Origin of the sequence: Cryobacterium sp. 10C3, from assembly GCF_034314285.1 — a bacterium.
Taxonomy (GTDB): domain Bacteria; phylum Actinomycetota; class Actinomycetes; order Actinomycetales; family Microbacteriaceae; genus Cryobacterium; species Cryobacterium glucosi.
On record NZ_JAVIWF010000002.1, the window covers coordinates 2,401,297 to 2,419,429 of the forward strand.

Genomic DNA, 18,133 nt, shown 5'->3' on the forward strand with positions numbered 1-18,133 from the left:
TGCACCTCAGCACCCGGAACCCCCGGAGGAGTCATGAGCGATTCAGTCGGCAAGAGTGAGCAGGCGAGCGCCCGAGCGGAGCGGTTCGCCGAGGAAGATTACTTCGGGCAGCAGCCGAGTTCCCGCGGGCAACTGCCGGATCCGGAGCCGCTGCTCATCAACCTCACCCGGTGCGTGATCGAGGTGCTCTCCGGGGCCCGCGAACTCGACCAGCTCGCGCGCTGGGTGAGCGACGACGTCTACCGGCACCTGCTGAAACGGGTCGTCCTCTCCAACCGGGCGCGGGCGGTCAAAGGGCTCCGGGCGCAACGGCCCACGATCTCCATCGGCAGGGTCACCATCACGGAACCGAGGGACGGGGTGGTCGAAGCCGTCGTCATCGTGCACAGCAAGGTGCGGGTGCGCGCGGTGGCGTTGCGCCTCGAGGGCCTCGACAACCGCTGGCGGGCCAGCGCGATCAACGTGCTGTGACGGCAGTATCCCCTGCAGCTCGCGACTCCGGGTCCGCGCCGGCCGCCGGACCGGCACCCAGGCCCACCGCGGGAAGGATCACCCCGTCGATCAAGGAGATCAGGAATTCCCTGTCGATGGTCTTGCGCTCGAACAGGATCCGCATGGAGGCCATGGCCGTGGTCACGGTCGACAGGTTGTCGATGTCGCAGCGCGACGAGATCTCGCCGCGCTCGACGGCCCGGCGCAACAGGAAGCGATGCGCGGTCACCCGGGGTTCGACGACGGAGACGCGGGCGGTTTCGGCGAGCTCGGGCGAGTGGGCGAGGAGGGACATCAGGCCGGCGATGACCCGGAGCTTCTTCTCGCCGTCCTCGATCGAGTGCGGCTTGATCATGGCGATCAGGTCCCCGCGCAGCGTGCCCGTGTCCGGGAGTTGGGACAGGTTCAGGTCACCGTTCTTCATGCACGCGACCGCGTCGATGACAAGTTCGCCCTTCGAGGGCCATCGCCGGTAGAGGGTGGCCTTGCCCGCTTTGGCCCGGGCCGCGACCATGTCGATGGTCATGCCCTCATACCCGCATTCGGCGAGCACGTCGACGGCAGCGGCGAGGATGTCAGGGTCGCGGGTGTGGTCCCGTCTGCGTCCGAGCTTGACGGGCTCCGTCTCCTCGGCGGGATCGAGCTGCGTCGTCGCCACACTCACCACTTTCTGATCGAAGTCTTCTGATCGAATGTTACCCGGAGGTAAATTCAGGAACTGTTAAGATCCGGAACTCCACAGTATCGTATATAGTCGCCTTCATGCCAAAGACTTCCGCCACTTCGTCCACTCTAACGAGCACGCCCGTGCCGCATTCCCGGCGCTGGTGGACCCTCAGCACCGTCGCCCTCGCCCAGCTCATGGTCGTACTCGACTCGACCGTGGTCAACATCGCCCTGCCCTCCGCGCAGACCGACCTCGGCTTCTCCAACGGAGACCGCCAGTGGATCATCACCGCGTATTCCCTCGCGTTCGCGAGCCTCCTCCTGCTCGGCGGACGCCTGTCCGACCTGATCGGCCGGAAGCGCACCTTCATCATCGGACTGATCGGCTTCGCAGCCGCCTCGGCACTCGGCGGTGCGGCAGGCACCTTCGGGCTGCTCGTCGGCGCCCGGGCCCTGCAGGGCGCGTTCGGCGCCCTCCTCGCCCCGACCGCCCTCGCCGTTCTCACGACGACGTTCACCATTCCGAAGGAACGCGCCCGTGCCTTCGGGATCTTCGGAGCGATCGCCGGTGCCGGCGGCGCCGTCGGACTGCTCCTCGGCGGCTTCCTCACCCAGAACCTCGACTGGCGCTGGAACCTCTACATCAACATCCCCATCGCCGTGATCGGGGTGATCGGTGCGATCGTCTTCGTCGACCACCTCGAGCGCACCGGCCCGCGCCCGAAGCTCGACATTCCCGGCACGATCCTGGTCTCCGGAGCCCTCTTCGGCCTCGTCTACGGCTTCTCCAACGCCGAGACCGACGGCTGGGACTCACCGCTGACCTGGGGCATGCTCGCGGGGGCCGTCGTGCTGCTCGTCGCGTTCGTGCTGTGGCAGCGCCGTGCCGCGCATCCGCTTCTGCCGCTCGTGATCGTGCTCGACCGCAACCGCGGTGCCGCGTACCTCTCGGTGCTGATCGCCGGCGCAGGCATGTTCGGCATCTTCCTGTTCGTCACGTACTACCTGCAGGTCTCACTGGGCTACACCCCGGTCCAGACCGGACTGTCGTTCCTGCCGATGATCGCCATGCTCGTCGTCGCGGCCCAGTTGTCGACGAACATCTTCGTGCCCCGGTTCGGCCCGAAGTTCATGGTGCCGTTCGGCATGACGCTCGGAGCCCTCGGGATGATCTACCTGACCCATCTCGACCTGGGCAGCACCTACGCCGCCGACATACTGCCGCCCCTGATGATCCTCGGCTTCGCGATGGGCTCGATCATGCCCGCCTCGATGCAGACGGCGACGCTCGGCGTCGACCGGCAGTTCGCCGGGGTCGCCTCCGCGATGGTGAACACGAGCCAGCAGGTCGGCGGGTCGATCGGCACCGCTCTTCTCAACACGCTCGCCGCGACCGCCGCGACGAACTTCCTGGCCGCGAACACCCCGCTCACCGCTGCGGTGGCCGCGGATGCCGCAATCCACAGCTACGCGGTCGCATACTGGTGGGGCGCCGGCTTCTTCGCCGTCGGCGCGGTCCTCGCGGCGCTGCTCTTCCGGCGGATGGGCCATGGCGTGTCGCTCTCGAACCCGCACGGCACCCCCGCGGCAGCGCCCACCGAAGTGCCGCTTCCGGTGCACTAGGCACGGGTCGCACACGACGGAAGGCCGGGTCCCTCGGGACCCGGCCTTCCGTCGTGTGCGACGGGCGGTGCTACTTCTTGCCCTGGGCCCGACGCTCGGCGCGGTTCACCGGAACGGCCGGCGTCCCGGAGTCGCGCTGGCCGAAGGCGCCGCGACGGGGAGGACCAGCGGGAGCCGCTGACTCCTCCGCAGGGGCATCTCCTGCGTTCGCGTCCGTCTCGGCCCGGCGGGCACGGTCGGTCGCGGCCTGCTGGATCTGGCCGCGCTGGTTGCGCACCTCGACTCCGCCGGAATCGCTCGGTGCGGTGTAGCTGAGCTTGTCGGCACCGGAATCCTCACCGGGGGTGAGGCCCTTGGCGACGACGACGGGCGCGGCGACGGGATCTGGCGCCTGGTTGACCTCGACCTCGAGGTTGAACAGGAAGCCGACGGTCTCCTCGCGGATCTGGCCCATCATCTGCTGGAACATGGCGAAACCCTCACGCTGGTACTCGACGAGCGGGTCACGCTGGGCCATCGCACGGAGGCCGATGCCGTCCTTGAGGTAGTCCATCTCGTAGAGGTGCTCGCGCCAGCGGCGGTCGATCACGGAGAGCACGACGCGGCGCTCGAGTTCGCGCATGGCCGGGGAGCCGAGGCTGGACTCGCGCTTCTGGTAGGCGACCCGAGCGTCGGAGAGGATCTCCCTGCGCATGAAGTCGCGGTTGATCCTGCCCCGGTTGCCTGCCTCGGAGATGACCTCGTCGATGGTGATGCCGACGGGATAGAGGGTTCTGAGCTCGGTCCACAGCGCGTCGAAGTCCCAGTCGTCGCCGTTGCCCTCACCGGTGTGCACGCTGAGAACCTCGTCGATCACGTCTTCCAGGAAGCGCTGGGTGCGCTCGTGGAGGTCGTCACCCTCGAGGATGTGACGGCGGTCGCCGTAGATCGCTTCGCGCTGGCGGTTGAGCACGTCGTCGTACTTGAGCACGTTCTTGCGAATCTCGGCGTTGCGGCCCTCGACCTGCGACTGGGCAGAGCGGATGGCGCGGCTCACAACCTTGGATTCGATCGCCATGTCGTCGGGCACACCCTGGCGGCTCATCAGGCTCTCGGCGGCTCCCGCGTTGAAGAGGCGCATCAGGTCGTCGGTCAGGGACAGGTAGAAGCGGCTCTCTCCCGGGTCGCCCTGGCGTCCGCTGCGTCCGCGGAGCTGGTTGTCGATGCGGCGCGATTCGTGGCGCTCTGTGCCGAGAACGTAGAGACCGCCGGCCTCGACGACCTTCTCGGCTTCCTCGGAGACCTTCGCCTTGACCGCGGCGAAGACGTCGTCCCACTCGGTCTCGTATTCTTCGGGCGTCTCGATGGGGCTGAGGCCCTTCGCGTTCATCTCGGCGACGGCGAGGAACTCGGCGTTGCCACCGAGCATGACGTCGGTTCCACGACCGGCCATGTTCGTGGCGACCGTGACGGAGCCGAGGCGACCGGCCTGGGCGACGATCGCGGCTTCCCGCGCGTGGTTCTTCGCGTTGAGAACCTCGTGGCGGACCCCTCGCTTGGCGAGCAGGCGGGAGAGGTATTCGCTCTTCTCGACGCTCGTCGTTCCGACGAGGACGGGCTGGCCCTTCTCGTGCCTGCCGACGATGTCCTCGACGACCTGGCCGAACTTGGCCTCCTCGTTCTTGTAGACGAGGTCGGACTGGTCGATGCGCTTCATCGGCTTGTTGGTGGGGATCGAGACCACGCCGAGCTTGTATGTGCTCATGAACTCGGCTGCCTCAGTCTCGGCGGTTCCGGTCATGCCGGACAGCTTCGTGTAGAGCCGGAAGTAGTTCTGCAGGGTGACTGTCGCGAGGGTCTGGTTCTCGGCCTTGACCGCGACACCCTCCTTGGCCTCGATGGCCTGGTGAATGCCCTCGTTGTACCGTCGGCCCATCAGGATGCGACCGGTGTGCTCGTCGACGATGAGAACCTCGCCGTTCATCACGACGTAGTCCTTGTCCTTCTTGAACAGGGCGTTCGCCTTGATCGCGTTGTTCAGGAACGAGATCAGCGGGGTGTTCGCCGATTCGTAGAGGTTGTCGATGCCGAGGTAGTCCTCGACCTTTTCGATGCCGGGTTCGAGCACGCCGACGGTGCGCTTCTTCTCGTCGACCTCGAAGTCGACCTCGGGGACGAGCCGTTTGGTCAGGCTCGCGAACTCGGTGAACCAGCGGTTCGCCTCGCCAGATGCCTGACCGGAAATGATCAGCGGCGTACGCGCTTCATCGATCAGGATCGAGTCGACTTCGTCGATTACAGCGAAGTTAAGCTCGCGCTGGAACTTGTCTTCCATGCTGAAAGCCATGTTGTCGCGCAGGTAATCGAAACCAAATTCGTTGTTGGTGCCGTAGGTGATATCCGACGAGGTACTGGTCATGGCGCTGCGCGGGGGTCTGGCCGGACAGGATGCACCCGGTGGTCATGCCGAGGGCACGGAACACGCGGCCCATCAGCTCGCTCTGGTAGCTCGCGAGGTAGTCGTTCACGGTGATGATGTGCACACCGCGGCTTGTGATGGCGTTGAGGTACGCCGCGGTCGTCGCGACGAGCGTCTTGCCCTCACCGGTCTTCATCTCGGCGATGTTGCCGAGGTGCAGGGCCGCCCCGCCCATGAGCTGCACGTCGAAGTGCCGCAAGCCCAGGGTGCGGGTCGAGGCCTCGCGTACGGCGGCGAACGCCTCTGGCAGCAAGTCGTCGAGCGACTCGCCGTTCGAGTAGCGTTCCCGCAGCACGACGGTTTCGTTCTTCAGCTCCTCGTCGGTGAGCTGGCTGAAGTCTTCTTCCAGCGCATTGATGGCTTTCGCATACTGCTCGAGACGACGCAGGACGCGTCCTTCACCAACACGAAGAACCTTTTCAAGGATTGAGGCCACGAATGCACTCCACTAGTCACGGCGCCGTTACGCCTGTCGTCTCGGTGAGATGAACCAGGGTCTGGCTGCTCACGCGACGGATTGAACCACGCCGGCACTGTTGTGCGCCGGTGTGCGGCAACTATAACAATGCTAGTTGGTCAGGGAGTGCACTCGACGGCCTACCGGACGCCTTACTCGGCGGCGACCCGCAACTCCTCGCTGTTCTCGGCCAGTTCGATGACCCCGTAGTCCCAGCCCTTGCGGCGGTAGACCACACTCGGCCGGTTCGTCTCGGAGTCCTGGAACAGGTAGAAGTCGTGCCCGACGAGTTCCATGAAGTACAGGGCGTCGTCGACGGTCATCGGGGCGGCGGAGAAGACCTTGCGGCGGATGACGACCGGCGTGTACACCTCGTCCGCTTCCTCCTCGGCGGCGGTGGCCGCGGCGGCCGCCTCCGACTCGGTGGGGCGGATCACCCGAATGACTCCGGTGCGCACCTCGTCGAGGGTTTCGGCGTCGGCCGGCTTGATGTCGACGACGCTGAAGTCAACGGATGCCGCGTCGTGCAGCGAGGTGGGGCGGTGCGCTCCGCCACGGTGCAGCTTCTGGCGGTCCTTGGCGCGGCGCACGCGCTCGAGGAGCCGTCCGAGTGCCACGTCGAAGGCTGCGTACTTGTCCGAACCGTCCGCTTCAGCGCGGACGATGGGACCCTTCCCGATCAGGGTCAGCTCGACCCTGTCATTGCCGGTGGCTGAACCCTTTTCGCGGTTCCGGCTGAGCTTGACTTCGAGGGCGAGGGCCTTGTCGGCAAGGCCGGCGATCTTCTCAGCCTTTTCCGACGCATATGACCGGAAACGATCAGTGATCCCCAGGTTTCGTCCGACGATGTTCGTTTCCATGACGACCTCCAGATCTGGCGAACCGCCCGGTCCCGGGCGATTGGTGCGCGCCTTTAGCTCCACCGTAGCCCTGCCGGCGGGAGAAGTCACCGCAATTTGTCAATCGGTTTCTGATGAACGATGTGTGACAGGTAGGCGTCTCCGGGTTTCCGCGAGGGCGGCCACGCCCACGACCTCTCCCCCGGCGGCGAGGATGGCGCGGCGGGCTTCGAGAACGGTGGCGCCCGTCGTCACGATGTCGTCGACGAGCAGGCAGCGCACCCCGGTCAGGGAACGAAGGGCGCGCAGCGAACCGTCCCGGTTCCTGGACCTGGCGGCACGGTCGAGCCCGACCTGGTCGGCGGTCTCCCGGCCGGTGAGGACCCGGTGCGGTGCGAGTCCGGCCCGGCGGAGCAGCAGCTCGACCGGGAGGAAACCGCGCGCCCGCCAGGCCCGTCGCGACGAGGGAATCGTGACCAGGCGGATGCCGGTCTCCGCAGCGCCGCGGGACTCCACTGGTCCGCCGGACTCCACTGCGGCGAGCGCGGCCACGACCGCGGCCAGGAGCGCAGGGGCGAGCGCGGCGGCGGCATCCGTTCGCCCTCCGTCCTTGAAACTCGCGATCACGCGTCGCGGAACGCCGGCATAGTCGAGCCCCGCCCAGACCCGCAGGCCGCCGCGCTCGGTCACGCGCACGGCAGGCACCAGGAGGGCGCGGCAGGCCGCGCAGAGGGCGCGGTCCGGCGCCCCGCAACCGCTGCACGCCGTGGGCAGGAGAACGGCCCACGCGTCCAGGACGGCCCGCCACGCCTCCCGTGCCGTTCGTGCCGTTCGTGCCGCGCCGGTCCCGGTCATGCCGCCAGACTGCCCGACCTGACGCGAGCGCATGATCGCGAGCGCACGGCGGTGCGCGCGCGGCCGTGCGCCGGCGCTGTGGAGGACAGGCCCGCGCCTACCCGCCGATTCCCTGCTGGGTGGCCACGAGAGTCACGTCGTCGATGCGCTCCTGCCAGCCGACTCCGCGCTGCATCATCAGGCCGCCCGTTGTGGCGAGTGCGCGCACGTCCCTCAGGGTGTTGCTTCCCGTGATCGTCGCACTGCCCGGCGCTGACTCGATGCTGGAACTGACGCCGCCGAGCTGCTGGGTCACGATGCGGTCCTCTCCGGTCGGGAGCGCGACGAGGTAGGCGACCGTGAGCTCGTCGATCCAGGTGGCGTCGAGGGGGATGCCCGGAACGGACTGGAGCTGGACTTCGTCTCCGAGGGCGACCGGAACGGACTTGTCCCGCTTGATCGAGACGACCACGAAGCGGGTCTCCGTTCCAGAGGTGAGCAGCGCGATCAGCCGGGTACCGTCCCGGGACACCCGCAACGCCACGATTCCGGAGGCCTCCGGCCAGGAGGTCGGCACGGCCGTCGCATCCCCGTTCGGGCTGTAGACGAACAGCTCACCGGGACGGTTCGAGGGCACGGACCAGACGTAGCCGAAGTTGTCGACGGCCGGTGCGATGAGGCCGGGCCGCGGATCGAGCAGCTTTGCGACCTCGCCGACCCGGACGGAGGAGACCCCGGTCGCGGCCCGCGCCGCCGCGACGGTCTGCCCCGGTGAGAGGGTGACCGCCGTCGGGCCGAGCGCGACGACCTGGTCGGAGAGCCCGGGGATCGGGGTGACCGTCTTCCCTGCTGCGGACAGGAACCCGAAGGCGCCCTGACGGAGTACGAGCGCCCGGGCGTCCACCCGCGGGTTGACGATCGGGGCGTTGGCGCCGAGGTCCCCGATGTCCTGGGAGTTCTGGTTGATCGAGATCGTGACGGTGATGCCCGTGGGGAGGCTGTTCGTGAGCTGCGCCCGCATCCGCTGCAGGGTGACCCTGTCTGCGTTCAGGGCTTCGCCGTTGAGGTCGACCTTCGCGTCGCGCGAGACGACCTGCACGGCATCCGCGGTGAGCTTGGTTCCATCGGGGAACGCGCTGACAACGGCCCCGCCCAGCCACGGGCTCGGCCCGTGCAGCACTCCGTTGACGATCTTGGTCAGGGTGGCGCCCCCGCGCGGGAACCAGCGCAGGTCTGGCACCAGGAACGCGAAGCTCGAATCGAAGAAGTAGAGCGCCTGGGAGCTGAACACGTCGCTGAACGTGGTCTGGTCGACGACGGTGCCGTTCGGCGCAGCGCTGATCCGCCACTGGTCACCGACCTTCTGGAACTGGTAGCGCAGCACGACGGGCGAGGGAGACTCGACCTCGTGGTATTCACCGATCCCGTCGACGTCGGCGATGGGATTCACCGAGAACTGCATGGTCTGGCCGTCGACGGGGATGATGGTGCGCGCCGTCCCGTCGTCGACCGTCACCCCGGCATCCGCCGCCCAGGCGCCGCTGAAACCGGGGGCGAGGAATTCGCGGGCGATCGCGTAGTCGTTCTCCGGGCTGGTCTGGGCGTCGATGAAACCGCGCAGGATGCTTTCCTGGCTGGCATCGGCCTGCGGGTGCGACGGCAGGAAGACGGGTGCGGGGTTGTCCCCGGCTGCGACCGCCTGCCCGGTGCGCACGCTGCCGCTCCGGGGAATCCCCGAGCATCCGCTGAGCAGGACCGCGAGCACGAGGAGGGCTGCCAGCGTGCCCCCTGCGCGCCAGGGTCCGCCTCCACGGGTTTCCCGGGTCGCATGGATTGCACGGCGGATGCCGTCGGTCCGGTCAGTCATGGATCGCTCCCTCACCGTGTTGGGCGCCCTTGACCCCGGCCCGGCCGACCTCGCCGACCGTGAGGCGCGGCAGGGTTCCGTCGGACCCGGCGTCCTCCGGCGGCAGCGGGCTCGGCGAGCTCGTGATCTCGCCGCGCGCGGTCCGGGGCAGGGTCAGCCGGAAGCACGAGCCCTTCCCGGGGCTCGACCAGACCTGGAGCCAGCCGCGGTGCACGGTCGCGTCCTCGAGTGAGATCGAGAGGCCGAGGCCCGTGCCGCCGATGGTGCGCTTGCGGGAGGGGTCTGCCCGCCAGAACCGGTCGAAGACGTGGTTGACGTCGACCTGGCTCATGCCGAGGCCGTAGTCGCGCACCGAGAGGGCAACGGCGGACTCGTTGCTGTCGACCGAGACGATGACGGGCTTGCCCTCGCCGTGCTCGATCGCGTTGCCGATCAGGTTGTGCATGATCCGGCGGATGCGACGGGGATCGACCTCCGCGTCGAGGTGTCCTCCCGGGGCGACGAGGTTGAGCCGGGTGCCCTTGGATTCGGCGAGCGACCGCAGGCCCTCGACGGCATCTGCGGCGAGGTGCACGAGGTTCGTCGGCTCGGCCTCGAGTTCGACCGACCCGGCGTCGTACTTGCTGATCTCGAGCAGGTCCGCGAGCAGGAGTTCGAATCGCTCGACCTGGGTGTGCAGGAGTTCCGCAGTACGACCCGTCGCAGGGGGAAGGCGGCCCGCTGGTCGTAGAGCATGTCGCCGGCCAGCCGGATCGTCGTCAGCGGGGTGCGCAGCTCGTGCGACACGTCGGAGACGAAGCGCTGCTGCACCTCGGAGAGGTCGGCGAGCTCCTTGATCTGGCTCTGCAGGCTGTCCGCCATCCCATTGAACGACCGGGCGAGGGTCGTGATGACGTCGTCGCCCTTGACGGGCAGCCGCACACCGAGGTCCCCGGAGGCCAGCCGCTGGCTGGTCTCGGCCGCGACCCGGATCGGCGTCACCACGAAGCGCACCACGATCCAGGTCACCGCACCGATCAGGATGATGAGCAGGAGCCCGGCGATGCCGAGGGTTCGCTGCACGAACTGCAGTGTCGTTTCCGCCTCGCCGAGGTTGTAGCCGATGTAGAGCTCGTACCGGCCGGCGACGGGGACGGTGATCTGCGAACCGACGACGATCCCGGCGACCTGGCCGTCGTCATCCGTCGCCAGGGCCACCGACTGCCAGAACTGGGTGCCCGGCGAGCCCTGGACGGCGGTGCGCAGCTCGGGCGAGATGACCTCGGTCGAGTCGCCGAATGTCGAGAAGTCCTGGGGCACGGACGTCGACGGGTCCTGACCGGGAACCCGGAACACGGCGACAAGCCGGCTCGAGGACGCCGCGGAAATGGCGCTCCGCGCCGAGGCAAGCAGGCTCTGCACCTGGACCCGGTCGGCCGCGTCCGAGGAATCCAGGATCCCCTGGGCCGCGCTCGTCGCCCGGTTCGAGTCGAGCTCGACCTGGCTGAGCCGGGACTGGAAGAGATCGTTGCCGACGCTCACCGAGACATACACGCCGACCATGACGATGGCGATGCCGGACAGCACGACCGTGATGGTCACGGTGCGGAACTGCAGGGAGGACCGCCAGGTGCGAAGCAGGCGGGCACGCCAGGATCTCCAGTCGCGCCAGTCCCGCCACCCCCTGCGCCATGTTCGGGCAAACCCGGTCGGTTCGGCCATGCGGAGCCTAGATGGCCGCGCCGGCCCGGTACCCGACACCGCGGACCGTCATCACGATGCGGGGGTTGTCCGGATCGTCCTCGACCTTGGCGCGGAGGCGTTGCACGTGCACGTTCACGAGCCGGGTGTCGGCCTTGTAGTGGTAGCCCCACACCTGCTCGAGCAGCATCTCCCGGGTGAACACCTGCTGGGGACGGGACGCGAGGGTGAGGAGGAGGTCGAATTCGAGTGGGGTCAGGCCGATCTGCCGGTCGCCGCGGCGCACCTCGTGCCCGGCGGCGTCGACGGTGAGGTCGCCGATCGAGAGGTTCGCGGGAGAATCCGTTGACACCGGCCGCAGCCGCGTGCGGATCCTGGCGACGAGTTCCTTCGGGTTGAACGGTTTGACCATGTAGTCGTCCGCGCCGGATTCGAGGCCCTTGACCACATCCGTCGTATCGGTGCGAGCGGTGAGCATGATGATGGGCGTTCCCGATTCGGCGCGGATCAGGGTGCACACCTCGATGCCGTCAAGGCCGGGCAGCATCAGGTCGAGAATCACCAGATCCGGGTTTGATCGTCCGGAATGCGTCGAGCGCGAGTGAGCCGTCTTCGCAGAAGTGCGGGTCGAAACCTTCACCCTGCAAGACAATGCCGATCATTTCCGCCAGCGCGGTGTCGTCGTCGACGACCAAAATGCGTGCGTTCATCCAACCGTTTTCTGCTTAGGTCACCGGAGGGAATACTCCCGGTGAGTCATGCAATCACTGACACCAGAGTAGTCGAGGGGGCTGGCATTGCCCGTCGCGCCCGTTTCGATGCCGAGTATGCCAGCATAGGTCTCGTGACGGACCCGCAGAACTGGCACGCACCGACAGGTGACGCGTACGATCGACCGCGCTACGGCGAATACGCGCCGCCGCCGGCGTCCGGTGCACCCCAGGCCTGGGGTCCTCCTCCCGCGTGGACCCCGCCGCCGCGCCCCGGCCTCCTCCCGTTGCGGCCGCTCGGTTTCGGCTCCCTGCTCTGGGCGCCCTTCCAGGTGCTGCGGCGCAATCCCAAGGCCACGTTCGGAAGCGCACTCCTCGTGCAGGGCGCGATCCTCCTGGTCACCCTGCTGATCGTCGGCCCGGTGACGGTGCTCGCCCTCGGCAGGGTCGACAGCGCCCCGCTCGCGGACAGGGACGCGGTCCAGGCCGGCGCCAACCTCACCATCGTGTTGTCGGCGATCGTGCCGATCCTCCTCTCCGTGATCGCCTCCGCGATGCTCCAGGGCGTCATCGTCGTCGAGGTCTCCCGTGCCATGCTCGGCCAGAAGCTCCGGCTCGGCCAGCTCTGGCGGGCGGCCGGCCGACGCCTCTGGCCGCTCGCACTCTGGTCCGCGATCCTCAGCGGAGCCCTTCTCCTCGGCCTGGCCATCGTCGCGGGGGTCGTCGTCGTGTTCGTGTTGCTCGGAGGAGCCGGCGTCGTCTTCGGGATCGTCTTCGGCATCCTCGGCGCACTCGGCATCCTCGCGCTCTCGGCCTGGCTGGCCACGAAGACGTCCCTCGTCCCGAGCCTGATCGTGCTCGAACGCCTCGGCATCGGGGCGGCCATCGCCCGATCGTGGTCGCTCACGAGGGGCTATTTCTGGCGCACGCTCGGAGTGCAGTTCCTTGTCGCCGCGATTGTGAACATCGTCTCGCAGATCGTCTCGACACCGCTGTCGCTGCTCGGCGGCGTCGCGGTCTCCCTCATCGACCCGACCGGCGCCATCGACTCCTGGATCCCCGTGATCGTGCTGTACGTGCTGACCATTCTCCTGAGCCTCGTACTCGGGGCCGTCGCCGCGGTGGTCCAGTCCGGCACGACAGCGCTGATCTACATCGACCTGCGGATGCGCAAGGAAGGCCTCGACCTCGACCTGCAGCGCTTCGTCGAGTCTTCCCCGGCAACGACGCTGCCGACCCGTACCTGATCCCTGCCGGGCGGATGCCGGCGGCCCCGCAGTCATGACCGGTGCGGGGGGCACGTGGTCTGGTCCGTTCCTGGGGGCATCCCTGTCGATCCCGATGCCCCGACGGCCACGGCCTGGTTGCGGGATGAGCTCGCCAAGCCGCCGTACCAGGCCGCGCGGCCGACCTGGTTCGACCTGGTCAGCAAGGCCTTCTTTGACTGGTTCGCTTCACTGGGCGTGCCGTCTGGCGCGGGCCTCGGACCCTGGGTCCCGCTCGTCGTGACGCTTGTCGTCGTCGCCGTCGTCGTGGTCGCCGTGCTCGTCTTCGGGTTGCCTCGGTGGAACAGGCGCAGCGCCCTGCAGCACGAGATGTTCGGCAGGAACGACGCCCGGTCCTCAGACGAGTTGCGCCGGGCGGCGCTGTCGGCAGCATCGCACAAGGACTGGAACCTCGCGATCAGCGAGATGTTCCGGGCCCTGGCACGGTCGCTCATCGAACGCACGGTGCTCTTCATCACGCCCGGCACGACCGCGCACAACTTCGCCGACCGGGCGGCAACGGCGTTCCCGGAGGAGCGGGTCAGCCTCCGGACGGCGGCTGACCTCTTCGACGGCGTGCGCTACCTCAACGCCGAGGGCACCGAGTCCGGCTTCCTGTCCCTCGCCGCGCTCGAAAGCGCCCTGCGCACGCGGACGCCGACGACCCGCGAAGACCCGGCCCCGACGGCAATGCGGTGACCACTCTCGCGGGCGCCGATGCCGTAGCGACGACCCCGACCCTGCGCGCCGCCGCACGGCGCTCGCGGTTCTGGGTGCTCGCCGGCGTCGGCGCCCTGCTCGTCGCCATCGCGGCGACGCTGCTCGCGGGCGCCGGTTCAAGCGGAGGGACCCCGCTCGCCGCCGACAACGCCGCACCGGCGGGCGCCCGCGCCCTCGTCGAGGTGCTGCGCCAGCAGGGGTGCGCGTCACGACAGCGGACTCCCTGGACGAGGCCCGCACGATCGCCGCGGCGAGCACGGATCCGACCCTGTTCTTCAGTGACCCGAACGGCTATCTGACGAACGACCGGATCTCGGCCATGGCGGCCCTCGCACCCCGGACCGTCGTGGTCTCCCCCGATTTCCTCCTGCTGCAGACGCTGACCCCCGCAGTCGGCTTCGGCGGGGTCGCCGACAGCCTGGACGGCCCTGGCGATCGCTGCGACCTGCCCGCTGCGATCAGGGCAGGCGGCGTCGCCCCCGGCGGGAAGACGCTCAGCCTCCCCGCCGACTCCGCGGAAAGCGGTTGCTTCCCGTCCGGTCGGAACTCATTCGCCGTCGTCGGCGCGACCCTGCCGTCCACAGAGCTGACCCTCGTCGCCGATGGCGCCATCTTCAGCAACGACGAGATCACCGCCTCCGGTCACGCGGCGCTCGCACTCGGGCTGCTCGGGCCGAGCGCCGACCTGATCTGGTACCTGCCGACCCTGACGGATGTCGCGGTCACCGGCCCGCCGAGCCTCGGCGAGTTGACGCCGGGCTGGGTCACGCCCTCGATCCTGCTGCTCGCGGTCGTCTTCCTCGCCGCGGCCGTGTGGCAGGGCAGGCGACTCGGACCGCTCGTCGCCGAGAACCTGCCGGTGACCGTACGCGCGAGCGAGACGATGGAAGGCAGGGCCCGCCTCTATGCCCGCGGCAACGCGCGCCTCCGCGCCCTCGACTCCCTGCGGGTCGCCACCGTGCAGCGCCTCGCGACCCGGGTCGGGCTGTCCAGGCTCGCGAGCCTCGACGACGTCGTGCTCGCGGTGTCCGCACTGACCGGTCGGGCACCGGCCGACGGTGCGCTTCGTCCTCGTCGACGGAGTCCCGGCGACGGACCGCGACCTCATTGCCCAGTCCGACCTCCTCCAGGACCTGGAGCGAGCCGTGATCGCCGCGAGCGGCCTGCCCGCTGATCCGCCGGCATCCGCCCCACCCACCGCAACCACCCCCGGAAGAATGGACCCATGAGCACACCGACCGATACCATCGTTTCCCTTCGGGAATCGCTCGCGCAGGTTCGCACCGAGGTCGGCAAGGCCGTCGTCGGCCAGGACGGCGCAGTGACGGGACTCATCATCGCCCTGCTCGCGCGCGGCCACGTGCTGCTCGAGGGCGTGCCCGGTGTCGCCAAGACCCTCCTGGTGCGCTCGCTCAGCCACGCGCTCAGCCTCGAGACGAAACGGGTTCAGTTCACGCCCGACCTGATGCCGGGCGACGTCACAGGGTCGCTCATCTACGACGCGCGGGCCGGCGAGTTCGAGTTCCGGAAGGGCCCGGTGTTCACGAACATCCTGCTCGCGGACGAGATCAACCGGACACCGCCGAAGACCCAGTCCGCACTGCTCGAGGCGATGGAGGAACGCCAGGTCAGCGTCGACGGCCGGACGATTCCGTTGCCGGACCCGTTCATCGTCGCCGCGACCATGAATCCGATCGAATACGAGGGCACGTACTCGCTGCCCGAGGCGCAGCTCGACCGGTTCCTGCTCAAGCTCGTGCTCGACGTGCCGGAACGCGACGCGGAGTTCGAGGTGCTCCGCCGCCACGCCGCCGGTTTCAACCCCCGCGACCTCACCGCGGCCGGGGTCACTCCCGTGCTCGGCGCCGAGCAGCTCACCGCCGCGCAGGCCGCCGTCATGGAGGTCGGCTCGAGCGCGGACGTGCTCGCATACATCGTGGATCTCGCGCGCGCGACCCGGCGCAGCCCCTCGGTCAAGCTCGGCGTGAGCCCCCGCGGGACGACGGCGCTTCTCGCGGCGACGAAAGCCTGGGCGTGGCTCAGCGGCTACGACTCGATCACTCCCGACCACGTCCAGGCGATGGTCCTCCCGGTCTGGCGGCACCGGATCCAGCTCCAGCCGGAAGCCGAGCTCGAGGGCGTGTCCGTGGACGCCATCCTGCGCAGCGTGCTCCAGCAGGTCCAGGTTCCGATCTAAGGTGACGGTCTCCGGTCGGTTCACACTGCTCGTCGCCCTCGGCGTCGTGCCGATTGTGCTGCTCGGACGCAGCCAGGCGGCCGCGGGCGGCATCCTCGCCCTGTGGCTGCTGCTTTCGGTCGGGCTCGGCCTGCTCGACCTCGCGCTGGCCGGCTCGCCCAGGGCCGTGCGCCTCGAACGCAGGCTGCCGGCCAGGGTGCGCCTCGGCGAAACCGTGACGAGCCTGCTGTACGTCACCAATTCCGGCTCCCGTCGCCTCCGCGCCCTCGTGCGGGATGCCTGGCAACCGTCGGCCGGCGCAGGCAACAACCGCACCCCTCTGTCCGTCCCGACAGGGGAACGCCGGCTCGTGTCCCTCCCGCTGACTCCGTTCCGGAGGGGAGAACGACGGGTGGACCGGGTCACGATCCGCTCGTACGGGCCGCTCGGCCTGTGGGCGCGCCAGGCCACGCTCGAGGCGCCCGGGCGCATCCGTGTCCTGCCGCCCTTCAACGCCCGGAAGCACCTGCCCTCGCGCATCACCCGGCTCAAGGAACTCGACGGGCGCACGAGCGTGCTCGTGCGCGGACAGGGCACCGAGTTCGACTCGCTGCGGGAGTATGTGCGCGGCGACGACGTGCGCTCGATCGACTGGCGGGCTACGGCGCGGCACAACGACGTGGTCGTGCGCACCTGGCGACCGGAGCGCGACCGGCGGGTGGTCATCGTGATCGACACCGGACGCACCTCCGCCGCGCGGATCGACAACGAGACGAGGCTCGACACCGCGTTCGAGGCGGCGCTGCTGCTCGCCGCGCTCGCGTCGAAGGCCGGAGACCGTGTCGACATGGTCGCCTTCGACCGGCGGGTGCGCGGCCGGGTGCAGGGCGCGCAGGGCGCAGAACTGCTGTCGCGGATGGTCGACACCCTTGCGGTGATCGACCCCGAACTCCTCGAAATGGACTGGGCCGGAGTGCCGGCCCAGGTGCGCGCGATCACGAGCCAGCGCGCCCTCGTCGTGCTGCTGACCTCGATCGATGCCGCGGGGGCGTCGACCGGACTGCTCGCGGTACTGCCCCAGCTGACCCGCCGCCACACCGTCGTCGTCGCGTCGGTCACCGACCCGACGACCGTGCAGGCGACCCACGAACGCGCCGACCGGGAGCAGGTCTACCGCGCCGCCGCTGCCGAACGGGCGCTGCTCGACGTCGCCAGGGTCGCCGCGGCGATCCGCCAGCAGGGTGCCGACGTCGTCACCGGTCCGCCAGCGGACCTGCCGCCCCGCCTCGCCGATCACTACCTCGCCCTGAAGCTCGCCGGCCGACTGTAGCCCGCTCGCGGCCCTCAGGACGCGTAGATGCGGGTGCTGCCGGCCTCGAACTCACCGATGTCGCCGGTCTCGCCGGAACGTGCGGCCCGTCGGCCGAGCACGAGCATGTACGTCAGGAACGCACACAGCGCGGCGAAGCCGATGCCGATCTTGACCGGCCACGGCCACGGCGCCGGGGTCACGAAGCCTTCGATCACGCCGGAGACGAGGAGGACGAAGACGAGGCCGATCGCAACCGTCGCGAGGGCTCGCGAGTCCGCCGCGAGAGCCTGCCCGCGGGTACGCCCACCGGGGGCGATCCAGGACCAGAAGATGCGAAGCCCCGCGGCGGCAGCGACGAAGATCGCGGTGAGCTCCAGCATCCCGTGCGGCGCGATGTAGAGGAAGAAGACGTCGCCCTTGCCGTATGCGAACATCACCGCGGCTGTCGTGCCGATGTTCTGGGCATTCGAGAGCACGATGTACGGCACGTAGAGGCCGAGGATACCGAAGGCGACGCACTGCGCGGCGATCCAGGCGTTGTTCGTCCAGACCTGGCCGGTGAACGACGCGGCGGGGTTCGCGGAGTAGTAGTCGACGAATTCAGAGTTCACGAGTTGCTGGAGCTGGGCGTCGGAGCCGAGGTTGGCGAGCACCCGGGGGTCGCCGGTGATCCAGACGGCATAGAGCACCGCGACCGCGACCGTCACGACCGCGACGCACAGCGTGAGCCAGCGCAGGCGGTAGAGGGCGGCGGGCAGTTGAAGGACGAAGAACCGAGGCACCTGGGACACGACGTTCGCGCCGGCTCCGGTGAAGCGCAGCCGGGCGCGGGACAACGCGACGGAGAGCCGGTCCCCCGGGATCGTGGAGCCGGCCGTGCTCTTGATTGCGGACAGCTGGGTCGCGCCGGACTGGTACAGGCCGATCAGTTCGTCGGACTGCGCGCCGGAGAGCCGCCGCTCCCTGCCGAGCTCGGCGAGGCGGTCCCACTGGGCGCGGTGCGCCGTTGAATATGCGTCGAGGTCCATCTGCTC

15 protein-coding genes and 2 pseudogenes are annotated in these 18,133 nt (G+C 68.9%); 8 read left to right on the forward strand and 9 right to left on the reverse strand.

The annotated features are described in order from the left end of the window. Positions 1–33: 33 nt before the first annotated feature. The gene (locus RGU41_RS12400) at positions 34–471 is read left to right on the forward strand and encodes an Rv3235 family protein (RefSeq protein WP_241975493.1); all 438 of its coding nucleotides are present in this window, start codon (positions 34–36) and stop codon (positions 469–471) included. Here RGU41_RS12400 and RGU41_RS12405 read toward each other — a convergent pair. Beyond that, a complete protein-coding gene (locus RGU41_RS12405; protein WP_322136352.1) occupies positions 458–1,159 on the reverse strand; it encodes a TetR/AcrR family transcriptional regulator in 702 nt (233 codons plus the stop codon). The two genes, RGU41_RS12400 and RGU41_RS12405, sit on opposite strands and share 14 nt — an antisense overlap. A gap of 95 nt (positions 1,160–1,254) precedes the next feature. On the opposite strand from RGU41_RS12405, the gene RGU41_RS12410 reads away from it, so the two are divergent. Beyond that, positions 1,255–2,781 (forward strand): MFS transporter, encoded by a 1,527-nt coding sequence (locus RGU41_RS12410; protein WP_322136353.1) that lies wholly within the window; start codon positions 1,255–1,257, stop codon positions 2,779–2,781. A 70-nt stretch (positions 2,782–2,851) separates the two neighbouring features. Here RGU41_RS12410 and secA read toward each other — a convergent pair. From secA to mtrA, 7 genes and pseudogenes are all read right to left on the reverse strand, one after another. Then, positions 2,852–5,675, reverse strand: a pseudogene (gene secA / locus RGU41_RS12415) (preprotein translocase subunit SecA). A gap of 173 nt (positions 5,676–5,848) precedes the next feature. Beyond that, the gene (hpf, locus tag RGU41_RS12420) at positions 5,849–6,556 is read right to left on the reverse strand and encodes a ribosome hibernation-promoting factor, HPF/YfiA family (RefSeq protein WP_134449756.1); all 708 of its coding nucleotides are present in this window, start codon (positions 6,554–6,556) and stop codon (positions 5,849–5,851) included. A gap of 99 nt (positions 6,557–6,655) precedes the next feature. Then, on the reverse strand, positions 6,656–7,390 hold the full coding sequence (locus RGU41_RS12425; RefSeq protein WP_166787411.1) for a ComF family protein: 735 nt from the start codon (positions 7,388–7,390) through the stop codon (positions 6,656–6,658). A gap of 97 nt (positions 7,391–7,487) precedes the next feature. Next, on the reverse strand, positions 7,488–9,236 hold the full coding sequence (locus RGU41_RS12430; protein ID WP_322136354.1) for an LpqB family beta-propeller domain-containing protein: 1,749 nt from the start codon (positions 9,234–9,236) through the stop codon (positions 7,488–7,490). Next, the gene (locus tag RGU41_RS12435; RefSeq protein WP_322136355.1) at positions 9,229–9,681 is read right to left on the reverse strand and encodes a HAMP domain-containing sensor histidine kinase; all 453 of its coding nucleotides are present in this window, start codon (positions 9,679–9,681) and stop codon (positions 9,229–9,231) included. The genes RGU41_RS12430 and RGU41_RS12435 overlap by 8 nt, the downstream gene beginning before the upstream one ends. Beyond that, positions 9,669–10,937: a HAMP domain-containing protein gene (locus tag RGU41_RS12440; RefSeq protein ID WP_322136356.1), complete on the reverse strand. Its 1,269-nt coding sequence runs from the start codon at positions 10,935–10,937 to the stop codon at positions 9,669–9,671. The genes RGU41_RS12435 and RGU41_RS12440 overlap by 13 nt, the downstream gene beginning before the upstream one ends. A 7-nt stretch (positions 10,938–10,944) precedes the next feature. Then, positions 10,945–11,626: pseudogene (mtrA, locus tag RGU41_RS12445) on the reverse strand (MtrAB system response regulator MtrA). A 134-nt stretch (positions 11,627–11,760) separates the two neighbouring features. Between mtrA and RGU41_RS12450 the strand changes: the two are divergent. From RGU41_RS12450 to RGU41_RS12475, 6 genes are read left to right on the forward strand one after another with little or no spacing between them, the layout of a single operon-like run. Continuing rightward, entirely contained in the window at positions 11,761–12,873 is a 1,113-nt protein-coding gene (locus RGU41_RS12450) for a hypothetical protein (RefSeq protein WP_322136357.1), read from the forward strand. Positions 12,874–12,927: 54 nt separating this feature from the next. After that, the gene (locus RGU41_RS12455; RefSeq protein ID WP_322136358.1) at positions 12,928–13,590 is read left to right on the forward strand and encodes a DUF4129 domain-containing protein; all 663 of its coding nucleotides are present in this window, start codon (positions 12,928–12,930) and stop codon (positions 13,588–13,590) included. Beyond that, the gene (locus RGU41_RS12460) at positions 13,587–13,910 is read left to right on the forward strand and encodes a hypothetical protein (protein WP_322136359.1); all 324 of its coding nucleotides are present in this window, start codon (positions 13,587–13,589) and stop codon (positions 13,908–13,910) included. The genes RGU41_RS12455 and RGU41_RS12460 overlap by 4 nt, the downstream gene beginning before the upstream one ends. Then, the gene (locus tag RGU41_RS12465) at positions 13,811–14,785 is read left to right on the forward strand and encodes a DUF4350 domain-containing protein (protein ID WP_322136360.1); all 975 of its coding nucleotides are present in this window, start codon (positions 13,811–13,813) and stop codon (positions 14,783–14,785) included. Before RGU41_RS12460 ends, RGU41_RS12465 begins: the two co-directional genes overlap by 100 nt. Before the next feature lie 51 nt (positions 14,786–14,836). Then, positions 14,837–15,808, forward strand: coding sequence for an AAA family ATPase (locus RGU41_RS12470; protein WP_134561901.1), 972 nt, complete (start codon positions 14,837–14,839; stop codon positions 15,806–15,808). Between the two features lies 1 nt (position 15,809). Then, the gene (locus tag RGU41_RS12475) at positions 15,810–17,117 is read left to right on the forward strand and encodes a DUF58 domain-containing protein (RefSeq protein WP_134449747.1); all 1,308 of its coding nucleotides are present in this window, start codon (positions 15,810–15,812) and stop codon (positions 17,115–17,117) included. Between the two features lie 14 nt (positions 17,118–17,131). On the opposite strand, the gene RGU41_RS12480 is transcribed toward RGU41_RS12475, so the two are convergent. Next, positions 17,132–18,127, reverse strand: coding sequence for a stage II sporulation protein M (locus RGU41_RS12480; protein ID WP_134449746.1), 996 nt, complete (start codon positions 18,125–18,127; stop codon positions 17,132–17,134). Positions 18,128–18,133: the final 6 nt, after the last annotated feature.